At 56.3% G+C, this 21120-nt stretch carries 19 protein-coding genes and 2 pseudogenes; 16 read left to right on the forward strand and 5 right to left on the reverse strand.

Going from position 1 to position 21120, the window contains the following annotated elements:
- The first annotated feature begins 26 nt into the window (after nt 1–26).
- The 4 genes and pseudogenes from U6G28_05690 to U6G28_05705 all read left to right on the forward strand — a co-directional run bounded on the left by U6G28_05690 (nt 27) and on the right by U6G28_05705 (nt 3482).
- Nucleotides 27–1379 carry an IS256 family transposase gene (locus U6G28_05690; protein ID WRS31203.1) on the forward strand — a complete coding sequence of 451 codons (1353 nt, stop codon included), beginning with the start codon at nt 27–29 and terminating at the stop codon, nt 1377–1379.
- A 25-nt stretch (nt 1380–1404) separates the two neighbouring features.
- Nucleotides 1405–2466: pseudogene (locus U6G28_05695) on the forward strand (IS30 family transposase).
- Nucleotides 2467–2473: 7 nt separating this feature from the next.
- Nucleotides 2474–2775 (forward strand): annotated as a pseudogene (locus tag U6G28_05700) (integrase core domain-containing protein).
- Between the two features lie 578 nt (nt 2776–3353).
- Nucleotides 3354–3482 carry a hypothetical protein gene (locus U6G28_05705; GenBank protein ID WRS29034.1) on the forward strand — a complete coding sequence of 43 codons (129 nt, stop codon included), beginning with the start codon at nt 3354–3356 and terminating at the stop codon, nt 3480–3482.
- 162 nt (nt 3483–3644) lie between these two features.
- On the opposite strand, the gene U6G28_05710 is transcribed toward U6G28_05705, so the two are convergent.
- Together U6G28_05710 and U6G28_05715 are read right to left on the reverse strand one after the other, a co-directional pair.
- Nucleotides 3645–3836 carry a hypothetical protein gene (locus tag U6G28_05710; protein ID WRS29035.1) on the reverse strand — a complete coding sequence of 64 codons (192 nt, stop codon included), beginning with the start codon at nt 3834–3836 and terminating at the stop codon, nt 3645–3647.
- Between the two features lie 15 nt (nt 3837–3851).
- Nucleotides 3852–4373, reverse strand: a complete 522-nt coding sequence (locus tag U6G28_05715) for a hypothetical protein (protein WRS29036.1) — start codon at nt 4371–4373, stop codon at nt 3852–3854.
- Between the two features lie 178 nt (nt 4374–4551).
- Here U6G28_05715 and U6G28_05720 point away from each other — a divergent pair, with 178 nt between their 5' ends.
- Both U6G28_05720 and U6G28_05725 read left to right on the forward strand, forming a co-directional pair.
- On the forward strand, nt 4552–4698 hold the full coding sequence (locus tag U6G28_05720; protein WRS29037.1) for a hypothetical protein: 147 nt from the start codon (nt 4552–4554) through the stop codon (nt 4696–4698).
- 514 nt (nt 4699–5212) lie between these two features.
- Nucleotides 5213–5557 (forward strand): hypothetical protein, encoded by a 345-nt coding sequence (locus U6G28_05725; GenBank protein ID WRS29038.1) that lies wholly within the window; start codon nt 5213–5215, stop codon nt 5555–5557.
- On the opposite strand, the gene U6G28_05730 is transcribed toward U6G28_05725, so the two are convergent.
- From U6G28_05730 to U6G28_05740, 3 genes are read right to left on the reverse strand one after another with little or no spacing between them, the layout of a single operon-like run.
- Nucleotides 5550–7310 carry a glycosyltransferase family 4 protein gene (locus U6G28_05730; GenBank protein ID WRS29039.1) on the reverse strand — a complete coding sequence of 587 codons (1761 nt, stop codon included), beginning with the start codon at nt 7308–7310 and terminating at the stop codon, nt 5550–5552. The genes U6G28_05725 and U6G28_05730 overlap by 8 nt on opposite strands.
- Nucleotides 7297–8553, reverse strand: a complete 1257-nt coding sequence (locus tag U6G28_05735; GenBank protein ID WRS29040.1) for a glycosyltransferase family 4 protein — start codon at nt 8551–8553, stop codon at nt 7297–7299. Before U6G28_05735 ends, U6G28_05730 begins: the two co-directional genes overlap by 14 nt.
- Nucleotides 8554–8604: 51 nt before the next feature.
- Nucleotides 8605–9336 carry a DUF6270 domain-containing protein gene (locus U6G28_05740; GenBank protein ID WRS31204.1) on the reverse strand — a complete coding sequence of 244 codons (732 nt, stop codon included), beginning with the start codon at nt 9334–9336 and terminating at the stop codon, nt 8605–8607.
- 147 nt (nt 9337–9483) lie between these two features.
- Here U6G28_05740 and U6G28_05745 point away from each other — a divergent pair, with 147 nt between their 5' ends.
- The 10 genes from U6G28_05745 to tuf all read left to right on the forward strand — a co-directional run bounded on the left by U6G28_05745 (nt 9484) and on the right by tuf (nt 20295).
- Nucleotides 9484–11388, forward strand: coding sequence for a glycosyltransferase (locus U6G28_05745; GenBank protein WRS29041.1), 1905 nt, complete (start codon nt 9484–9486; stop codon nt 11386–11388).
- 10 nt (nt 11389–11398) lie between these two features.
- The gene (locus U6G28_05750; protein WRS29042.1) at nt 11399–12337 is read left to right on the forward strand and encodes an ABC transporter permease; all 939 of its coding nucleotides are present in this window, start codon (nt 11399–11401) and stop codon (nt 12335–12337) included.
- Nucleotides 12324–13283: an ABC transporter ATP-binding protein gene (locus U6G28_05755; protein WRS29043.1), complete on the forward strand. Its 960-nt coding sequence runs from the start codon at nt 12324–12326 to the stop codon at nt 13281–13283. Before U6G28_05750 ends, U6G28_05755 begins: the two co-directional genes overlap by 14 nt.
- 12 nt (nt 13284–13295) lie before the next feature.
- Nucleotides 13296–14462: a hypothetical protein gene (locus tag U6G28_05760; GenBank protein WRS29044.1), complete on the forward strand. Its 1167-nt coding sequence runs from the start codon at nt 13296–13298 to the stop codon at nt 14460–14462.
- A gap of 25 nt (nt 14463–14487) precedes the next feature.
- Nucleotides 14488–15141 (forward strand): ElyC/SanA/YdcF family protein, encoded by a 654-nt coding sequence (locus tag U6G28_05765; GenBank protein ID WRS29045.1) that lies wholly within the window; start codon nt 14488–14490, stop codon nt 15139–15141.
- A gap of 42 nt (nt 15142–15183) precedes the next feature.
- Nucleotides 15184–15429, forward strand: coding sequence for a CopG family transcriptional regulator (locus tag U6G28_05770; protein WRS29046.1), 246 nt, complete (start codon nt 15184–15186; stop codon nt 15427–15429).
- Between the two features lie 557 nt (nt 15430–15986).
- Nucleotides 15987–16361 carry a 30S ribosomal protein S12 gene (gene rpsL, locus U6G28_05775; GenBank protein ID WRS29047.1) on the forward strand — a complete coding sequence of 125 codons (375 nt, stop codon included), beginning with the start codon at nt 15987–15989 and terminating at the stop codon, nt 16359–16361.
- Complete coding sequence (gene rpsG, locus U6G28_05780; GenBank protein ID WRS29048.1) at nt 16361–16831, forward strand: 30S ribosomal protein S7; 471 nt, start codon at nt 16361–16363, stop codon at nt 16829–16831. The genes rpsL and rpsG overlap by 1 nt, the downstream gene beginning before the upstream one ends.
- Nucleotides 16832–16846: 15 nt before the next feature.
- A complete protein-coding gene (gene fusA, locus U6G28_05785; GenBank protein ID WRS29049.1) occupies nt 16847–18970 on the forward strand; it encodes an elongation factor G in 2124 nt (707 codons plus the stop codon).
- Between the two features lie 134 nt (nt 18971–19104).
- A complete protein-coding gene (gene tuf, locus U6G28_05790; protein ID WRS29050.1) occupies nt 19105–20295 on the forward strand; it encodes an elongation factor Tu in 1191 nt (396 codons plus the stop codon).
- The last annotated feature ends 825 nt before the right edge of the window (nt 20296–21120 follow it).

The following is a 21120-nucleotide window of genomic DNA, read 5'->3' on the forward strand; positions in this document are numbered from 1 at the left end:
ATACACGAACGATTGATTTGGACGAGATCGATTTGATTGATAAGAACAGTGAGGCAACAAATCGTTTAGCGAAAGAGCTTGAGGATTCTGGGGCTCTGGCTGATTTGTTTGCCCGCATTGATAGCGGTGAAGTGGAACTAACAGGCGATGGCGGTCTCATTCCCGCACTGATCAAGACTGCTTTGGAACGCGGTTTAGAAGCGGAGATGACCTCGCATTTGGGTTACGCTGCGGGCGATCGGGAATCTAAGGAAGCCGTAGGGGCTGCGAACTCAAGGAATGGCTCATACCCTAAGTCAGTTGCCACCGAGGTAGGCCCGATTGAGGTCTCGATACCAAGGGACCGGGATGGTTCTTTCACCCCGCGCCTGGTCCCGAAAGGATCGCGGCGTCTGGGAGGCCTAGATGACATGATCATCAGCCTTTATGCGGGGGGAATGACGATAAGGGAAATCCAGTGGCACCTGAGCCAGACCATTGGCACTGACTTATCCCACGAGACGATCTCGAACATCACTGACGCCGTGTTAGAGGCCGTCCTGGAATGGCAAAAACGGCCCCTGGATGAGTTCTACCCCGTCATGTATCTAGACGCGATCCGCGTGAAAGTCAGGGATGGATCTCATGTGCGTTCTAAAGCCGCTCATATCGCCATTGGCGTTGACATGGACGGTGTCAAACACGTCCTGGGGATCTGGGTTCAAAACAACGAAGGCGCTAGTTTCTGGGCCTCGGTGTGCTCTAATCTGCGTAACCGCGGCGTAGCCGATGTCCTCATTGTTTGTTGTGATGGGCTCACCGGCCTGCCCGAAGCCGTGGAAGCTACCTGGCCTGAAACCATAGTCCAGACCTGCGTGGTGCACCTGATTCGCGCCTCGATGCGGTTCGTGAACTACCAAGACCGTAAAAAGGTCTCCGCAGCGCTTAGACCCATTTACACGGCCGTTGATGCCGACGCCGCGGCCGAAGCACTCAGCGCTTTCGCGAAGAGCGATCTGGGGGCAAAGAACCCCGCGACGGTGAGTACTTGGCAGTCAGCGTGGGACCGGTTCACCCCGTTCCTGGAGTTCCCCCCAGAGCTACGCCGCGTCATTTACACGACCAACGCGATCGAGTCACTGAACTACCAGCTACGCAAAATCAGTAAGAACCGCGGCCAGTTCCCAAACGATGAAGCGGCAGTGAAACTGCTATGGCTTGGGATCTGCAACATCGAAGACAAAAGAGCGGCCGAAAGACAACGAGATAAAGGAAAGAGAGGTAAAGACCGAAAAGCATCAGGAAGACTAATCCAAGGACATGTAACCACCAACTGGAAACAAGCCCTAGCCCAACTCGCAGTCGCCTACCCCGACCGCGTCAACCCCCACATTTACTAACCCCCAAACACAAACTATTTGACAAGCTCGAGAGCTGCGCCGTAACGCTGCCACTCGGGGTAGGAAACTGGAGTACCGCGCATCTGTTGCGCAGTGGAAAGCTGATCTAGCAGCCAAACGCCCTAAAACCGCGAAACTGGTCGCTAACCCGCGGTTACGCGCCTATGTAGAAGAACGCCTATCGGGCCAGATCAAAACACCTTCAGGCATGGTGGTCAGCGGCCCGGAACCTCCACGTTTCACCGGCAACAACAAACCTCACCGTAAGCACCGGGCATGGTCGAATGCTTGGAGTCCCGAGCAAATCAGTAACCGACTCAAGGTCGATTTCCCCGATGATGAGTCCATGCGGATAAGCCACGAAGCGATCTACCAGTCCCTTTACATTCAGGGCCGTGGCGCGCTCAAACGCGAGCTGGTGTGGTGTTTACGCACCGGACGCGCGTTGCGCGCCCCGCGGGAGCGATCCAGACGCAAAACTTGGGCCCATGTGACTCCTGAGACGCTGATCAGTGAGAGACCCGCAGAAGCAGAGGACCGAGCCGTTCCAGGACACTGGGAAGGTGATCTACTGATCGGGTTGGAACGCTCAGCGATCGGTACTGTCGTCGAGCGGACAACCAGGTTCACCATGCTAGTCCACCTGCCACGCGAAGATGGTTGGCGGCACATGGGCGCCGTCAAGAATGGGCCCGCCCTGGCTGGCTACGGGGCAAACACCATGAAAAACGCATTAGCGAACGCGATGGCGACTTTACCTTCAGAACTAGCACGCTCGTTGACCTGGGATCGCGGTAAGGAGATGTCGGCACACGCCCAGTTCAAAGTTGAGACCGGGATACCCGTGTTCTTCGCCGACCCACAATCACCCTGGCAGCGAGGCACAAACGAGAACACCAACGGCCTGCTGCGACAGTATTTCCCCAAAGGCACGGACCTGTCCCGATGGTCGGCCACGGAACTTGAAGCCGTCGCCCACGCACTCAACACCCGGCCAAGGAAAACACTCGGATGGAAAACCCCAGCCGAGGCCTTCAACGAGCACCTACTATTACTCCAACAAGCCGGTGTTGCATCAACCGATTGAACCTGGTCAATACGTGTCAATTCGCTACTCGCAGCGCCTAGAAGAAGCCGGGATCACCCCCCCTCGGTGGGATCGGGCGGCGACTCATATGATAACGCCCTCGCCGAGACGGTCAATGGTCTTTACAAAGCCGAACTCATCCATGCCAGGCCCGCTTGGCCATCCGTGACCGAGGTCGAATTCGAGACCCTGAAATGGGTTCACTGGTGGAACCATGACCGGCTCCACGAAGCCCTGGGCTACCAGAGCCCAACTGAACACGAAACAAACTATTACAACACCCACGCCAGAGCAAAAGCCCTAGCATAAACAACGGAACAAAACCTGGACCGCTTCAACTATTTGTTGTCGGCCAAACCGCGATCGCTCTTTGAGCGAGAGAGGGGGTCCAGGCGTGAATCCGGTGCAATTTCCCTGGAGGCGGGCGACCGTAGCGGTGCGTGCCTTACCTCGCAAAACGGTCGGTGGTCCGGATGTGTAAGTCAGCGGTGGCATTATGTTGCGCCAACGCGCCAACGCGCCAACGCGCCAACGCGCCAACGCGCCATCGTTCCGTCGTGGTCTCTGGTCCTGTATCGGTCGGATAGCTGGCACTTGAGGAAGATCCCGGCAGACGGGACTGCCGGATCTGAGAGATCAAAACTGGCTGTCCATCCGCCGTCATCACGGGGCCTGAACGGGAGAGGGGTCTAGGCACCAGAACCGATGAGTGCAACGCCGCTGAGTGCTTGCGATGAACCTATAGGAAATCGTCCCTCTAATAGAACCAGGTTCTCGTCAATGGACGCGGACTCAAGCGTTGTCGGGATTCTCGACAGCTTGCGTGTATCTGAGTTTGTCCGAGTTTCATCCGTCGTCGTTGTGATGCGGAGTTGAAGGTTGTCATTATGACGAGTGATGGTGGCGGACTTTCTATGTTCAATCGTGACGGCCTGTCTTGTCGGTTCGCTGGTCGGATGACCGAGCCGTGTCTTCCACAGGTCACGGTCTACAGTGATGGTGACTTCGAGTTCTAGATCGTCATCTTTGGCAAGTGGGAGTGGGATGGTCGCCGTAAAGCCGCTTTGAGAGTATGAGGTTTGCGAATCATTTGCCTCGAAGTCGCCCCATTCACTATTCGTATGCCGTAACGGCGCGGACCAGAGTGGCTCGCCGTCCTTGTGAACTAGACGGATCTCTCAACTGGTCCACTCGGATGATGGAACGTCCGGAATATAGGCATAACCGGAGATTTCCAGTGCGTTGGTGTCAGTGAAGTGCGCGGACCAGAGTTTTGCGGCTATGAACCAGTCGTTGCCTCTTCGTTCAAGGACGGAATCGGGAAGTTCGATAGAAAACTCGTCGACATTGGGAAGGTGGGCGGTCCACACGCTCTTGGTTCTCCTTCATTGCGGAGTCTGTCCGTACTCTACAGACGCCGCGATAAGAGTCTCGACGTCATCGCGCGTACCATTGGCACCCAAGTAACAGAGCAGACGCTCCGAGAAAGGAATGTCTCGGAAGACGGCCCGGTCGGCGGTGTCGTACAACTCCTTGGTGAGCGCGTGCAGGACGTTCCAGTACTCGTCAGTGGTGTAGAGAACTTGTTTGAGGTACATACAAAGATCGCGGCCTAGAATTATCTTCCTAAGATGGTCTTGTGCGGTTGGCGGCATCCTTTTTGCGAGTTCAAGGAGTGCAATTATGACGCGCTCGCGGTCCGCAAGATCCTGAATGGTCTGCTTAGATTGAGATCTGTTTCGTGGCCCTTTAGGCAGTCGCCAGGAGTAGACATCGTAGTCGACTACGTCGAAAGTGCTGGCAGCCACGGCGGCGCGAATTGCCGGTTGCTGGTCCTCGTAATTTCGGTCTTCGGGAAAAAGCCGACAGACTCCCGCCAGAACTTCGCGGCGTAAATCTTGTTCCAAATGACCGGTTCTTCAAGGATTTGGGGGAATACTGCGAGGGTTGTTGATCTACGTTCTCGCTGTTGAACTCTCTGGGTGATGCTTGGTCGTATGGTTCCTCCGTCCCCTCCCGAATGTAGCCGCCGCTGATGAACTGGGAGCCCGTTGTCTTTAGGGTGTCTAGCGTCCGATGGTAGGTATGGGGAAGTGCTCGATCGTCAGCGTCGATAAAGGTCAGATATTTGCCTCGTGCTGCATTGATCCCAATGTTACGGGCTTTGCCGGGGCCGCTGTTGGTGTCGGTGGAGAGCAGCTTTATGCGACTGTCACGGGAGGCGAGGTTTGAAACGGCGGCGCGGGTTTCGTCCTCAGACACATCGTCAACGACAATGACTTCTATTGTTGGGACTTCCTGATTCAGCGCGCTACGAACTGCACGTTCAATTGTTGTTTCAGCGCTGAAGGCCGGGATGATGACGCTGAGCTCGGAGCGCTGGAATCGCCTTCGAAGCGCCGCCAACCTCGGGACAAGTGGGATGCTCTCTCAGACAATTCGACGACTCCAACCATGAGGACAGACACGTCCAGAATATCGGAGGACGGCTCAGATCCGCTCTATGAGGATCTCGTGTGCTCGCACTCTTATCACCATTTCTTGCAATTTGATGTTGCCGTTTCACTTTTGGTTCTTGGTGATCTTCCGTTTGTGGACGGGAGTTGGTGCGAGTTGTCCACACACTCAATAGAGGTCGATAGACGAAACATCGATGTCTGTCCATGCTTGTTCGCAGTTGAATTGCGAGGCGCATAGATTGCTGGTGATCCCTGGGCCGCTGGATAATAATGGGAGGATGATCCAGATGTCGTATGAGACAGTGACCATTATGGTCGGACTGATAACGGTGATGATCACAGTCATTGGCAGTAGCTGGGCGATGGTGCGGAACCTGCGTACTGAAATGAAGAGCGAGTTCGGGACCGTGAACGAACGAATCGACGGTCTGCGTGTGGAGTTCAAGGGTGCGGTTTCTGATTTGCGCACCGAGACTCGTGAGAATTTCGCTGATTTGCGTGATGAGCTCAGGGGAGATATTTCTAGTCTTCGTGTTGAAGTCACGTCGCTGGGTCATCGGATTAACTCAACAAACTCGAGGATTGATCGGTTGGCTGACGCTTTAATAGTGCCAGTTGGCAAGGCTAGCTGAACCGCGTCGGCGGGCTGGGCTTCGTCATTCCTGAATAGAGTGCGCGTAGCGACTTCGCGCTCGTTTGCCACGTGCGGGCTTCTGCTTCTCGCTTCGCGTTGGTGCTCGCGGCCTCGTAGCTGTCTTTGTTTGTCATCAGAGTGTGGATTTGCTCGGCGAGCGCGTCCGCGTTGCCAGCCTCAAACTTCGGTTGGTTTGTTCCCGTGATGTTATCGCAGAGGACGGGAAGATCCGACGTGACAACAGGTACTCCCAAAGCCATCGCTTCCAGACCTTTGAGTGGCGCAACGTTGCGAGTGACTATGGTATCGATCCTCGGGATCACAAAGACATCGAGCGACTGGTACCAGATGGAGGATTCTGGCTTGGGTACACGTCCGGCGAACACGACCGCGTTCTCCCGTTCTAGGCCCAACTCCGCTGCGCGCAGCTTGAGGTCTGGAAGCGCAACTCCGTCACCGACGATGGCGCATCGAACGTCATGGCCGCGGTTGCGCAGAATTCGGACGGCGTTAAGAAGCGTGGGCAAACCCTCGTAATCCACGACCGAGGTCACTGTTCCGACCCAGAAAGGGTTCTCTTGATCTGTGTTCAGGCCCAGTCGGCTCCGGGCCGCTTGCCTATCAACCTGAGTTTCCAGAACGCTTGCATCGACGGAGTTGGGAATGACCGTGATCTTGTCGGCGCGGATACCTCGGCTGATCAGCTCGTCCTTCTGAACGCTTGATAACGCAATGACGGCATTAGCCCGCTGAGCCATCTCGGTTTCGCGGGTGCGCATCAGTGTGTAGTACTCGGAACGGCTCCGTTCAGCTTGGAACGCTTCGGGTTGCCGGGCGACCCAGGTCTGTTCCATATTGCCGCGCATCTCGTAGACCCAGGGAACGCCTGTAGCTCGCGAGACAGCGTCAGCTACCAGTCCATTCTGGTAGTTCGTGGTCGTATGAATCACGTCGGGGCGAAATGTCTGGGCGATCTTAGTTATTTCGTCGGCTTGGATAGCCAGACGCTTTGCGGGGTTTGAGGGCCACCGGCTCGGTAGTAGGCGTTCATAGCGGATTCCATCAACAGTGTCGTGTTCGCTCGCGGTTAGCGCCCCGATGGTCGTCGGGTACCCCAGTCGGGTCACGCCCAGAACCTCAACCCCGTTGTCTTGCACGGCTTTGAGGATGCTCTGTGTGCGGTACGTGTATCCGGAACGGGTCCAGGGAAGGGAGTTGGTGAGGATATATAGGACTCGGGCGGTGCGGTTCGATAATTCCTCCTCGTCCACTTGCGGTTGGATACATGAAGGCCTGAGCTGGATGCCCATACCAGGTCTTAGAATCGTCTGCTCACCCAGGAAACGCTCGGACAGCCGCCCACTCAGCTTCGATGGATCGATGGCAGAAACGTCTCCATTCGTCCACAGTCTGCGTGCTTCAGTCCGCTGATCTGCCATGGATGGGAGTTGTTCTCCGAGCTGCAACAAAAGCTCTGATTCAAGGCGGCCGACATGCTTGGTAGAGATGGAGGCGTCAAGAATCGCGAGTGCTTGTTGGCGATGATCTAGAAGGAGAGCTTTGAAGGCCCGCAGACCCGGGGAGGACTGAAGATCGGGAATAAGTCTGGCGGCCTGTTTGCGATATCTGGGCGGCAGCTTTCGGAAGGATTGGACGATGAAGAGCAAAGGGTCTTCAGTAAGCATTCGGAGGATCACATCCGCTGTGAGTGGCGCTCTCCGAAGAAGATTTAGTAGATCATTCGCTCTCATTGGCCACATGCTCAACGAAGTCGACAAACTTGTTCGCGTTCTCGTCCGGGGTCTCGCGTTCCGCCAGCCAACGGGTTCCCCGATCCCCAACTTCTAGCAGGCCCAGATTGTTCGCCAAAAAGGTCCACGCGTCAGCGAGAGCATGAGGATCCATGGCGGGAACCGCCATGCCTGCTCCAGTCTCGTTGATTATTCGCTCCACTTCTCCGTTCGCCACGACGGTAACGTGACGACCCGAACTGAGCGCCTCATAGAACTTTGAGGGGACACAGAACTTCAGGGGAGCCCAGTCTCGGAGGTGGACCAGACTGGTATCAGTCCACTCATAGTGCTCCATCACGTCAGCCCGTGGGATTCGCCCGAGGAACTCGATACCAGTTCCTTCTGCCTTGTCCTTAAGCCCCGCAAGGGATGCTCCTGAACCAATGATTCGCATCTGGATGTCGGTTCCCTGGGCCTGCGCTAACCGTACTGCACTGATGACATTTGATAGTCCCTGGGCTCGGCCAGTCGTTCCCAGATACAAGACCTTGAGACTGCCCGGATTATGAGAGACTCGAGGTGGCACCGCCTGCGGTAGAACCGAGCCGAGGTTTCTGACATTGACCACGTTCTTGTATCCACGATCTCTCAAACGCTCGGCGAACGAGGGGGTAGTCGTGACGATACCGGCCGCGCCGTCTAGAGTTTTGTTGGTCAAGCGGGTAAAGAAGCTGGTCGCTACTGAGAACATCGACGAATAGATTACGCTCGATCGAGATTTCTGCTTCTGATCGACGGTCCATTCCTTTGTGTACTTGAGTAGGTCGGGCCAGACATCGCGCAGATCAACTATGTATGGTGTTTTTCCCAGCTTTCCCACACAGGCCGCTGCGTAGGCAGCCGGCAGTGGAGGAGCGGTCGCGATAACCACATCAGGATGGTACCTCTTCACCAACCGTAATCCCGTGCGGATCGATGAGAGCATGACATGCCCCTGGTCGACAATCCGGGTGCGAAGTCGCTGATCGTGAGGCGAGAAGTTGCACCGCCAGACAGTCTCTCCGTGGCGGCCAACAGCAACGGCACCGGATTGCACTTTCGGGTCGTTGGAGGTCAACGTCCCGCCAGGGTAATGCGGGGGCGGAGCAACCACGTCGACTATGTGGTCTCGAGCAATGAGTCCTTCGACGAGTGGTGCCCAACGCCGTTGGGGCGTTCCCTCCTCGGGTTCCCACTGCTGAGCAATGATCAGTATTCGCATGCGCCTTATTGGGCGTCAATGTAGGCAAGAGTGACGCCGGTTAGCCCAATGTTAACGGACGTTAGGTAAGCGTGGTTCGAGTGTTTGCCAAAGCGTGTGGTAGTACTCATCCGTGTAGTGGAACGGGGCCTCACCCCACCTATGCTGAGGGTCCGCAACGGGTGTATTTGACGCAGGAGAAACTACTTGCCAACCCATTTCGCGGAGCAGTTCAAAATACTCCGCGTACTGGATATTCGCTTCGGATGCGGACAATCCAAAACTGACTCCCGTGGGTTCCCCCTTGGCTGTCCGTTCAGCCCAAAGATTCTGAATCAACAGCGTGCGGCCGAACAAGTCAGCCTTTGTTAGGCCATCTTTGAGGACTTGAGCGGCGTCTGCGAAAGATAAGAAGTGCTCGAGCGAGCCGAACGGGATCGGTTGCCAGCTGCCGGGAGCGGACCTAATGATATCCGCAGCCGGACTGTCGTACGTGTTGGTGATCACACCTCCGTCAGTACAGCGAAAAAAGCCTCCGCGTTCGTCGGTGAGGTCCATCAGTAGCGTCATCGTTGGGTGACGTCTTGCAGTGCTTATGATGCGATGCAAAGCATCGCCACGGAGATCCCCCTGGTAGTTGCGAGTCTCGAAAGCGGATGGGAGTTCTTGTGCCGCTAAGTGAGGTTGATCAGCGTTGTTACCAACTGAGCACCATGATTGGCGCGCCGCATAGTTAAGGAGTTTGATGCCCTTGGGCTTAACCGCCTCGACCATGTCACGTGAGACGCAACTGCCATAGATCATCAGGTCCAAGTACTTGTCTCCTACGCACGTCGTTCCGCTGAGTTGCATTAATGCGGCAGGTGGTTGCTCACAGTCCCTGCGGCGCATTCAGGGTAAAGCATAGAATCACTTAGGTTTAGGCCCAATTCAAGGGGAAGGTGCCACTGAATGTCCGGATGGAGTCTCGAAGACTTCCGCAAAGGTTTCTGGCACCTGCGAAAGGGTGGCCTTTCCGAGCTGCAGAAGTTCATGGGTAGACGCCACGCTTCGACCGGTGCCTCTAGAGTGACCGGTGTCTTTAGAGGACAGTATCGGATCACACACGGGGTTAGCGAGACGGAGTGGCCGGAATGGGCGATTCCAAACGTATCGCATCCACGTCACGGAATTCGCGTAGGCGTAATTGCCGACGATTTTTCTCGTATGGCGCTTCAATATGAATGGGAGCAAGTCGATCTGACTCCAGATAACTGGAGAGGTCATCTAGATACGGGAATCGACCTGCTATTCGTGGAGTCGGCATGGCATGGCTTTGATGGGACCTGGCGCTATCGGCTTGCGGATGCAAAGGGACAAGCCGCGGAGTTACCCGATTTGGTTGATACTTGCCGAACTGCAGGAATCCCCTCCGTTTTCTGGAACAAAGAGGACCCGGTTCACTTTGCGGATTTCTTGGACACGGCCCGACTATTTGATTGGGTCTTCACAACCGAGGAAGCGACGGTTACTGATTACCAACGTGAACTGGGACATGACCGGATTGGGGTGCTTCCTTTTGCGGCGCAGCAGTCCATCCATAATCCGATTCGTCCGCCGGGATGGGATCCTGAGAATCTCCGTGGAGTCGCGTTCGCAGGCACCTACTTTAAGCACAAGTATCCCGAACGCAAGGAGCAAATGGACCTCTTGCTCAGTGGCTCCGAGCGTGCGGTGACCAAACAGAAGGAACAACTCGACATATACTCCCGATTTGCGGGACTTGATCCAAACTATGAGTTCCCCGATCTGTATCAAAAGTATGTTCGAGGAGAGTTGAGCTACCCACAGATGCTCACGGCCTATCGGTACTATCGGATATTCCTGAACGCAAACTCGGTTCCTACCAGTGAGTCAATGTGCGGCAGACGAGTTTTTGAGATTTCAGCCTGTGGAACACCTGTTCTTACCTGCCCAACTCCCGCGATCAGCAGCGCGTTTCCAGACGGCACTATTCCAGAGGCTGTCGACCGAGATGAGGCTTACGATTGGGCGCGGGGGCTACTAAGATCTCAACAGTTGCGGGACCACCTGACGCACCTGTCACAGCGCGAGATTTGGAAACGTCATACCTATACCAACCGAGTCGATCATGTGCTGACTCAGATCGGAATGGAAGATAAGGCTTACCGAGCCCCGACTGTGAGCGCGATGATAGCCACCAACCGTCCTAACCAGTTGGAACATGTACTTGGGCAAATGGCTGTACAGGCAGACATCAATCTTGAGGTCTTGGTTCTGTGTCATGGATTTGAGCTGTCCGTTGAGCGAAAAACAGAGCTAGAGGAACAATTCGGACCGGTTAGGTGGATTGAGGCAAACTCGGACCTGAAACTAGGCGAACTCTACAATATCTTGGCCCGCGCAGCATCTGGCGAGGTGGTCGCCAAGATTGATGACGACGACTTTTACGGACCACACTACCTATCGGAGCAACTGGCGGCGCTCGACTACTCGAACGCGGATGTCGTTGGCAAGGCCGCGCATCATGTCTACTTGGAACGCATCGGCGCGACTGTTCTGCGCTTTCCTGAAGGGGAACATAAGTACCGACCGTTTGTCAGCGGCCCAACGATCGTCGCGAAACGGCAGGCAGTGTTAGCCCATCCATTCCCAGATGTCGGACGAGGGGAAGATACTGGATTCCTCAAGGCAATCATTGACGGGGGCGGAACTATCTTTAGCTCAAGCCGATTCGAGTTCATGCAGGTGCGTGGTGCAAGGGCCGAGCACACCTGGGATATCGCCGATGCCAATGTGCTTTCGACGGGTCAGGTAGTCGCGTATGGGAGGGCATTGGACCATGTCATCTTCTAGCAGACCGCCTGTGTCCGCTAGCGAGCCAAGAGCGGACACTCGAACCCAAGCAGAATTACCGCTGGATGAATGGGTTGGCGCGACTTACATAAAGGGGAGTCGGGAAGGGATCGTTGAGGTTCCTTCGTGGGGTCTGGAACCCGTGGGTCGGCGTCCCGGTTTCTTCACTTATTGGCGACAAGTCTGGAAACGGCGGGCGTTCATTTGGGCGGATGCGAAGGCCAAGGCGTACCAGAACACGCGGGGCATGTTGCTCGGGAAGATCTGGTTAATCGTTAGCCCATTCCTGAATGCCGCCGTCTACTGGATCGTTTTTGGTCTGCTGCTTCAAACCTCTCGCGGGATCGATAATTTTCTTGGCTATTTGGTGATCGGTGTAAACTTTTTCCCGCTGATCAATAGTGCGCTGACCGGGGGAGGTAACGCCCTAAACGGCTCAAAGAACCTGATTCGTGCTTTTTCATTCCCTCGGGCATCTGTTCTGGTGTCATGGAGCATTAGGTCGTTCCTGGATTTCATCCCCGTTGCAATAGCCACGATGATTTTCGTTGCGGTTCTAACTCCTGCCAGCCCAAACTGGCGCTGGTTTCTGATTATCCCAATAGTCAGTATTGTCGTAGTTTTTGCGAATGGCTTAGCCATGCTCACAGCAAGCCTCACGGCTCGATTGCCAGATTTGAAGTTTATTTGGCCGTTGATAAACAGGTTTTGGTTCTACTTGTCGGGAGTGTTTTTCACGCTGTCTCGTTTCGAGGACTACTTCTGGGTTTCATTCCTGATGCAGGCGAACCCGGGGTACGTGTTCCTTTCGATGAGTCGAGACGTGCTGATTTATCAGACGGTGCCTCCACTATCCACCTGGATTTACCTGGCTACGTGGGCAGTTGCCGTTTGGCTGGTCGGCGCCCTGGTCTTCTGGTCGAGAGAGGAGACTTATGGTGACCTCTAGCGATGAGATTCTGGCGGATCCGCAAAATGTGGATAGTGAAGAGAACACGTCAGCGAAGAAAAGAAGACCACATGCACTTGGCGGTCCCTCCGTTGTTGTTGATCGGGTAACAAAGGTCTATAGATCAGAAGCGTCAGGACCGGCCGCTGCCAAACGAGCAACGACCATGGCGCGAGCTTTGCACAAGGTGGGGTTGCATTCTTACAGGACCAAGGTCAATGCAGTAGATGATGTGAGCTTGGTTGTTCAGGCAGGTGAAGCGGTCGGCATCCTCGGCTCGAATGGTGCAGGAAAATCGACTCTGCTCCGGCTCATCGCCGGTTCTGAAGCGGTGACGTCGGGCCAGATTCTTGCGCGAAGTCAGCCCACTCTGCTGGGGGTGAGCGCGGCACTGGTGCCCGCACTGTCTGGGTTGCGGAACATCGAGTTGGGGTGTCTTGCGCTTGGGCTCACTCCTGAGCAGACCGAAGCGGTGACCCCCAGGATTACCGAACTGGCGGGAATCGGTGACGCCGTCGAACGCCCGATGAGTACGTACTCATCGGGCATGGGATCTCGCCTGAGATTCGCGATCAACGTAGCGGCTAGCCCCGATATTCTGTTGATTGACGAGGCGCTTGGTACGGGTGATGCTGCCTTCGCGACCCGATCCGAGCAGATCGTTGATGAAATCCTGCGTGACTCTGGCACTGTTTTTATGGTTTCTCACGCTGCGAAGACAATCGAAAACATGTGCACCCGAGCAGTCTGGATGCATCACGGCAAGATAATTGCTGATGGGCCAGCGCCGGAGGTTGCGGTTAGATATCGTGTCTGGGCTTGGCGCGTCGCCCACGGCAAGATGGATGAGGCAGACGCGATTCTTGCAGAAGAGTTGAAGAACTCTGTTGAGCAACACGTAGTGCTTGACAATGCCGATGCACGGCCTAGTCGGCGTGCGCGATAGGTGGTGGGGATAGTGGCTTGGCGTCAACGTATTGTCGCGATAATTGGTGCCCTTGTCGCGGTTTCGCTAATCGCGGGCGCAGTGTTTTGGATGTACTCGAACGTGCGTGCCAAAGATAGCTGGAAGAACTTCGTTATCAAGTCGGCCTCCCAAATATCGAAGGCCGAAGCACAGATCACCAACTCGCTTTACACCATAGGTGACGCGCGCGACGTGGGCGTATCTAAGGAGTTTACGGACGCGTACGGGGACCAGATTGACACCACAAGGGACGCGCTCGTCGCGGTTTCTTCGCTCGCGGACTTTGTGGTTAGGGACGAGGTTGCGGCTGATGGCGAGCTTCCACAGAGCAGTCCTTTGGGTCGCGACCTTGACAACATTGCCGGTTTGAAGGTCCAAAGCAAAGAGAAGGTCAAGGTTCCCAGAAACCTTCGGAACACCTCCGAAAAGTATCATTCGCTCATGGATGATCTCAATGAGCAGACATCGATCCTGAAAGAGATGGACGAGGAGGCTCTGGATCAGATAGATAAGACTGAGGACAATTCGCTGGAGTCTTGGAATGAGGCGCAGGATGCCCTTCAGGTTGAATTGTCTGAAGCCTGGGTTGTATTGCAGCGGCTAGGGCAACTGGAGTTGACTGATGAGCAGAAGACGCCACTCTGGGGAGCTTTTGAAAAGGGGCAACAGGTATTGTTGCGCGCCGCGGACCAGGACATGGAAGATCTGGATGGGCGAGACGTGATCGAAGCCGAGATGACGGTTGCGACCACTGAAATCCATGACATTTTTGGGCCTTTCAAGGCACAACTGAAGGCACTTGACGAAGCCAAGAAAGCTGAACTGCTTGCCGCCGGCGAAGACGCGGATGCCGTAATGGCGGAAGAACAGTACTGGGACGACTATGTGCCGCCGGCAGGGGAATGGGAATGGGTTGACCCGAGCACTTCTTGTGGTGCGGGACAGTACTGGGACGGTTGGTCCTGCGTGACTACGACATCCCCTACCCCAACACCTACCCCGACTCCTACCCCAACGCCCACTCCGAATCCCGGCCCTGACCCGACCCCAAACCCCGATCCCGAACCAACCCCAGACCCGGAGCCAACGCCAGAACCGGGTGACGGCACTGGTGGTCCGTGTATCGGAGAAGAATGCGCAACAACCCCTTCAAGCTAACTGCGCAGCCTGGATCTGAGAATTATTGAGTGCCGAGACGGAAAGTCAGGCCGGGCAAGTACGTTCACGGCCCAGGAGATGGCTCCTCGTACTCGTTGCGATGCTGGTTACGGTCGTGACCGCAGGGACCGTCTTGATGACGTTCGCGGTCTGGAATCCTAATGTTGATCGGCCAGAACATGCGGACGCTATCGTGGTTCTTGCTTACAGTCGAGGACGACTGGATGAAGGGCGAAATCTGGCGGAAGAGGGCGTCTCGGACAACCTCGTAATAAGCCATTCCGTCCGGATGGATCGGATGATCCGCGAGGGCGAACTGCCCGTCGTGTCTCCCGAAGAACTGAAGCTCCACGGCCCACCTTCCGGCCCATGGGTTGAGGAATGCGGGGCGCAGTATCCCGATTACTTCGCGATCTGCATAACGCCAGAACCGAACACGACGGTGGGCGAGGCGTTGGGGGTTGATGAACTCAGTGCCGAAATGGGTTGGGATGACATCGTGGTCGTTACCGAGCGATCGCACTTGGCACGGGCAGAACACGTCTTCAAGAGTTGCACAACGGGGAACATTCTCCCGGTTTCATCGGGAAATCCTGGGCCGTTCACTCGCGATGTGTATCGAACGGTATATGAACTTGCAGGATGGATAAAAGACCGCGTGGTCAACCCCTGTAGGTAGGCAAAACTTTCGAAGCTAAAGAACCCGAATTCTCTCACCGCAGTGGACGGCACTGTTTTCACGGACGAAGACATTGAACGATGGGCGGTGGTTGATGAGTCCGAAGACGGCTACTCCGGTCGTCATTTGGGTCCGCCGACTCCGGGTAGACCCATCGCCGCGGGCAGGGAGTTAAAACCGCTTTCCATCAGGATCGATGTCGAGCGAAAGCTGAGGCTTGATCTCATTGCGGCCGAACGAAAGACGACCGTCTCGAAGTTGATTCGCGACTTGATTGACTCGCTGTGATTTGACTGGCGCCCAGTGACGGTAAGCTCGCCTTGCCCGAATTACGGCAAATGGTTGTTCCTATCCGGTTGGTTGGCGTGCGCCGCAAGCAGCCGCACAGCAAAGTACTAGATGAACGGTGGACCAAGAAGTAGGGTAGGTCCGTTCTCCGTGCGCGATCCCACAGTTCAGGCGTTGCTTCGTTTCCCGCGTCAAACGTAGACTTTCACGTGGTAACCCGACCTGTCGGGCTTCCAGCCGAGCCAGCCGCAAGGTTGGTGAGGCGCGCGGGCTCCCTTCCGTTTGGAGCTCCGGGTGTCATCCTCCTGCTTCACTGCGTGGTTGGGTAAGACGAGAGTTAGTTCGTGGGAAACGGGCCGCTAGGTCCGCCTCGTACGAGATGTTCTCCGCTTACCTGGACCCGGCCGAAAAGCCGACCACGGGGCGCTGTTCAGTCATGGCACGCCGGCCCCTGACGGATCAGTGTGTCCGCAGGAGGCCAAACAAGTCACCTAAGTCTGCAACCGCAGAAGCTGCTCTGATGCGTAAAAACACCGGGGCATCTAGAAGGAGATGTAGTGCCAACTATCAATCAGTTGGTCCGCAAGGGCCGCACGCCGAAGCCCAAGAAGGGCAAGACGCCAGCGCTGAAGGGCTCCCCCCAGCGTCGTGGTGTCTGCACGCGCGTTTACACGACCACCCCGAAGAAGCCGAACTCTGCTCTGCGTAAGGTCGCCCGTGTGCGCCTGTCCAGTGGCATCGAGGTCTCGGCCTACATCCCGGGTGAGGGTCACAACCTTCAGGAACACTCAATGGTCCTGGTCCGTGGTGGCCGTGTTAAGGACCTCCCCGGCGTTCGCTACCGCATCATCCGTGGGGCGCTGGATACCCAGGGCGTCCGTGACCGCCAGCAGGCTCGCTCCCGCTACGGCGCGAAGAAGGAGAAGAAGTAATGCCTCGTAAGGGTCCAGTCCCCAAGCGTCCCCTGGTCGATGATCCGGTTTACGGTTCGAAGTTGGTTTCTCAGCTCGTTAACCGTGTTCTGCTCGACGGTAAGAAGTCAACCGCGGAATCGATCGTTTACGGCGCCCTCGAAATCGTTGGTGAGAAGACGGATCAACCGCCTGTCACCGTCATGAAGCGAGCACTTGACAACATTCGCCCGAACGTTGAGGTCCGTTCCCGCCGTGTCGGTGGTTCGACTTACCAGGTTCCGGTTGAGGTTCGTCCCTCGCGCGCAACCGCTCTTTCGCTCCGCTGGTTGGTTGACTACTCGCGCAAGCGTCGTGAGAAGACCATGACCGAGCGTTTGGCGAACGAAATCCTCGATGCCTCCAACGGTCTTGGTGCCGCTGTGAAGCGTCGCGAGGACGTCCACAAGATGGCCGAGTCGAACCGCGCGTTCGCACACTACCGCTGGTAATAGTAAGGAATCCACGTGGCACAAGAAGTGCTTACAGACCTTAGTAAGGTCCGCAACATCGGCATCATGGCGCACATCGATGCCGGAAAGACGACCGTCACAGAACGCATCCTGTTCTACACGGGCATCAACTACAAGATTGGTGAAACCCACGACGGTGCCTCGACCACGGACTGGATGGAGCAGGAAAAGGAGCGTGGTATCACCATCACCTCCGCTGCTGTAACCACGTTCTGGAAGGGCTACCAGATCAACGTTATCGACACCCCCGGACACGTTGACTTCACGGCTGAGGTAGAGCGCTCGCTGCGCGTCCTCGACGGTGCTGTCGCAGTGTTTGACGGTAAGGAAGGTGTCGAGCCGCAGTCTGAGACCGTTTGGCGTCAGGCCGACAAGTACAACGTTCCGCGCATCTGCTTCATCAATAAGATGGACAAGCTGGGTGCCGACTTCTACTACTCGGTTAAGACCATCATTGACCGTTTGTCCGCGACCCCGATCGTCATGGAACTGCCTATCGGTGCAGAGAGTGACTTCTCCGGCGTCGTTGACCTGATTCGGATGAAGGCTCTGCGTTTCCCCGAGGTTGACGAGAATGGCAATAAGACCCTCGGCGCACTTGTGGTCGAGGAAGATATTCCCGCTGACCTCGTTGATAAGGCTGAGGAATACCGTGAGAAGCTCATGGAGGCCGCGGCCGAAGGCACCGAGGAACTCATGGACGCCTACCTTGAGAACCTTGAGCTGACCAACGACCAGATTAAAGAGGGTGTTCGCGCTCTGACCGTTTCTGGCACAGCTTTCCCGGTTTACTGCGGTACCGCGCTACGTAACCAGGGTGTTCAGCCCGTTCTGGACGGTGTAGTTGATTTCCTACCTTCGCCTTTGGACATTGGCGATGTTGAGGGTTTCCGCCCCGGCCACGAAGAGGATGGCAACACTGAGATCCGCAAGCCGGACGAGAACGAACCTTTCTCCGCCCTGGCTTTCAAGATCGCGGCACACCCGTTCTACGGCAAGCTGATCTTCATCCGGGTCTACTCCGGCAAGGTTGAGTCCGGTGGTCAGGTACTCAACGCGACCAAGGGCAAGAAGGAGCGCATTGGGCGCATCTTCCAGATGCACTCCAACAAGGAGAACCCGGTCGAGGTTGCGCACGCCGGACACATCTACGCAGTGGTTGGCCTTAAGGACACCACGACCGGTGATTCACTGTCTGCAATCGACAAGCCCGTTGTGATTGAGTCGATGACCTTCCCGAAGCCGGTTATCCACGTTGCGGTTGAGCCCAAGTCGAAGGCTGACCAAGAGAAGATGTCGCTGGCTATCCAGAAGCTGGCGGAAGAGGATCCGACCTTCTCCGTCGAGCTAGATCCCGAAACCGGTCAGACCGTTATCGGTGGTATGGGTGAGCTTCACCTGGACATCATCGTTGACCGGATGCGTCGTGAGTACAAGGTCGAGGCAAACGTCGGCAAGCCAATGGTCGCGTACCGCGAGACCATCCGTAAGCCGGTTGAGAAGCTCGAATACACCCACAAGAAGCAGACTGGTGGTTCCGGTCAGTTCGGTCGTGTCATTATTGCGATCGAGCCGATGGAAGCGAACGCCGAGGTCGACTACGAGTTTGTCGACAAGGTGACCGGCGGCCGTATTCCTCGTGAATACATTCCTTCGGTCGACGCAGGCATGAAGTCCGCTCTGGATACCGGCGTCCTCGCTGGATACCCGGTTGTGGGCGTCAAGGCAACACTGCTCGACGGCGCCTACCACGACGTTGACTCTTCTGAAATGGCGTTCAAGATTGCCGGAACAATGGCGATGCGTGAAGCCCTACGGAAGGCCAGCCCGGTTCTGCTTGAGCCGGTCATGGATGTCGAGGTTCGTACCCCCGAAGAGTATCTGGGAGAAGTCATCGGCGACCTGAACAGCCGCCGCGGCGCAATCCAGTCAATGGATGAGCAGCACGGCGTTCGCGTCGTTCGCGCGCACGTTCCACTGTCAGAAATGTTCGGTTACGTTGGCGATCTGCGTTCTAAGACGCAGGGCCGCGCGGTCTACAGCATGCAGTTCGATAGCTACGCTGAAGTACCTCGCAATGTCGCTGACGAAATCGTTGGAAAGTCTCGGGGCGAGTAACCCCGGGGTGGGTCCGCCCGCACGCAGTTTCGCGGGCGGATCTCCTCACAAAATCAAAGGAAAACCCCGTAGCTGCTTAGCCCCGATGTAGAGTTACACAGGCGAAACAACTACCCGAGTCCAGGAGGACAATAGTGGCGAAGGCCAAGTTTGAGCGCACAAAGCCTCACGTGAATGTCGGCACCATTGGTCACGTTGACCACGGTAAGACGACCCTGACCGCAGCAATCACCAAGGTGCTGGCAGACAAGTACCCGGACCTGAACGAGTTCAGCCCGTTTGATGCTGTTGACAACGCACCTGAAGAGCGCGAGCGCGGAATCACCATCAACGTTTCCCACGTTGAGTACCAGACCGACAAGCGTCACTACGCACACGTTGACGCCCCCGGTCACGCTGACTACGTCAAGAACATGATCACCGGTGCCGCCCAGATGGACGGCGCGATCCTGGTGGTTGCCGCAACTGACGGCCCCATGGCACAGACCCGCGAGCACGTTCTTCTTGCCCGCCAGGTTGGCGTCCCCACCATCCTTGTCGCACTGAACAAGTCCGACATGGTTGATGATGAGGAAATGCTTGAGCTGGTTGAGGAAGAGGTCCGCGACCTACTGTCCAGCCAGGGCTTCGACGGCGACAACGCTCCGGTCATCCAGGTTTCCGCTCTGAAGGCCCTTGAGGGCGATCCGGAGTGGGCAGCCAAGGTTGAGGAGCTCATGGACGCGGTCGATGAGTACGTCCCCACCCCTGAGCGCGAGATGGATAAGCCGTTCCTCATGCCTATCGAGGACGTTTTCACCATCACCGGTCGTGGCACCGTTGTTACCGGCCGTGTCGAGCGTGGCAAGCTGCCGATCAACTCCGAAGTTGAGATCCTCGGCCTGCGCGAGCCACAGAAGACCACGGTCACCGGTATCGAGATGTTCCACAAGCAGATGGACGAGGCGTGGGCAGGCGAGAACTGTGGTCTGCTTCTTCGCGGCACCAAGCGTACCGACGTTGAGCGTGGCCAGGTCGTTGCCGTTCCCGGTTCGATCAAGCCTCACACCAAGTTCAAGGCTCAGGTCTACATCCTGAAGAAGGACGAGGGTGGCCGTGAGAAGCCGTTCTTCTCTAACTACCGTCCTCAGTTCTACTTCCGTACCACGGACGTTACCGGCATCATCACGCTGCCCGAGGGCCGCGACATGGTTATGCCTGGCGACACCACCGAGATTGAGGTCGAGCTGATTCAGCCGATCGCAATGGAGGTTGGCCTCGGTTTCGCTATCCGTGAGGGTGGCCGCACCGTTGGTTCGGGTAAGGTTACCGAGATCCTCGGCTAGTAGTTCCAGGGCCAATAGGCTATTCAAAAGTCCGGTTCCACTCCCTGCAAGGGGGAGGGACCGGACTTTTGCATTCCTGCATCGCTCTGGGGGTCGGGCATTGGTTTTAGACCCACGTTGGTCTCGCGTCCGCGTTGGTTTCGGGCCTGCATTAGTCCTAGGCCCGCGTTGGTTTCAGGCCTGCATTAGTCCTAGGCCCGCGTTGGTTTCAGGCCCGTGGTGGTTTAGGACTCACGCTAGTTCCAGATCCCCGTTGGTTTCGGTCCCGCCTTAGTTTCGGGCCCACGCTAGTTCCAGGTCCCCGTTGGTTTCGGTCCCACATTAGTTTCAGACCCACACTAGTTTCGGGTCCTCGTTAGTTTCGCGTCCGCATTGCTCTCGGGCCCACGCTAGTTCCAGGTCCCCGTTGGTTTCGGTCCCACATTAGTTTCAGACCCACACTAGTTTCGCGCCCTCATTAGTTTCAGGCCTGCATTGGTTTCGGTCCCGCGCTAGTCCCAGATCCAGCCATATATCTCCCTTCTGCCCTACAGGCCGGCTTTCGCCGAGACCAGTCGCCATTGGCCGAAACTCGGGGTCTCGATGAGTAAAGTCCCGTTGACACCCCTGATTCTGGCATTCAACCCAGAGGAGATATCGACCTAATACGAGGGAGAATGAGGTTCGCACTTGCCCATGCGGATACACAGTCTCGATGTGCCGGAACTCGGGGTCTCGATGACTATAGTCCCGTTGACGCCCCGAGTTTTGGCATGTCAATCCGTCTCACCCAGACGACCGTCAGTTTTGGCCCAATTTGTGCTCGCGCCTAAATGGGGCGACAGT

Source organism: Actinomycetaceae bacterium MB13-C1-2 (assembly GCA_035621235.1).
Lineage (GTDB): Bacteria > Actinomycetota > Actinomycetes > Actinomycetales > Actinomycetaceae > Scrofimicrobium.

What these genes read in the sequence shown, in the direction of transcription:
- U6G28_05705 (WRS29034.1), top strand. Translation starts at nt 3,354, where the DNA reads ATGACGAGTGATGGTGGCGGACTTTCTATGTTCAATCGTGACGGCCTG.
- U6G28_05720 (WRS29037.1), top strand. Translation starts at nt 4,552, where the DNA reads ATGGGGAAGTGCTCGATCGTCAGCGTCGATAAAGGTCAGATATTTGCC.
- U6G28_05725 (WRS29038.1), top strand. Translation starts at nt 5,213, where the DNA reads ATGTCGTATGAGACAGTGACCATTATGGTCGGACTGATAACGGTGATG.
- U6G28_05730 (WRS29039.1), bottom strand. Translation starts at nt 7,310, where the DNA reads ATGAGAGCGAATGATCTACTAAATCTTCTTCGGAGAGCGCCACTCACA.
- U6G28_05735 (WRS29040.1), bottom strand. Translation starts at nt 8,553, where the DNA reads ATGCGAATACTGATCATTGCTCAGCAGTGGGAACCCGAGGAGGGAACG.
- U6G28_05740 (WRS31204.1), bottom strand. Translation starts at nt 9,336, where the DNA reads ATGATCTATGGCAGTTGCGTCTCACGTGACATGGTCGAGGCGGTTAAG.
- U6G28_05745 (WRS29041.1), top strand. Translation starts at nt 9,484, where the DNA reads ATGTCCGGATGGAGTCTCGAAGACTTCCGCAAAGGTTTCTGGCACCTG.
- U6G28_05755 (WRS29043.1), top strand. Translation starts at nt 12,324, where the DNA reads ATGGTGACCTCTAGCGATGAGATTCTGGCGGATCCGCAAAATGTGGAT.
- rpsG (WRS29048.1), top strand. Translation starts at nt 16,361, where the DNA reads ATGCCTCGTAAGGGTCCAGTCCCCAAGCGTCCCCTGGTCGATGATCCG.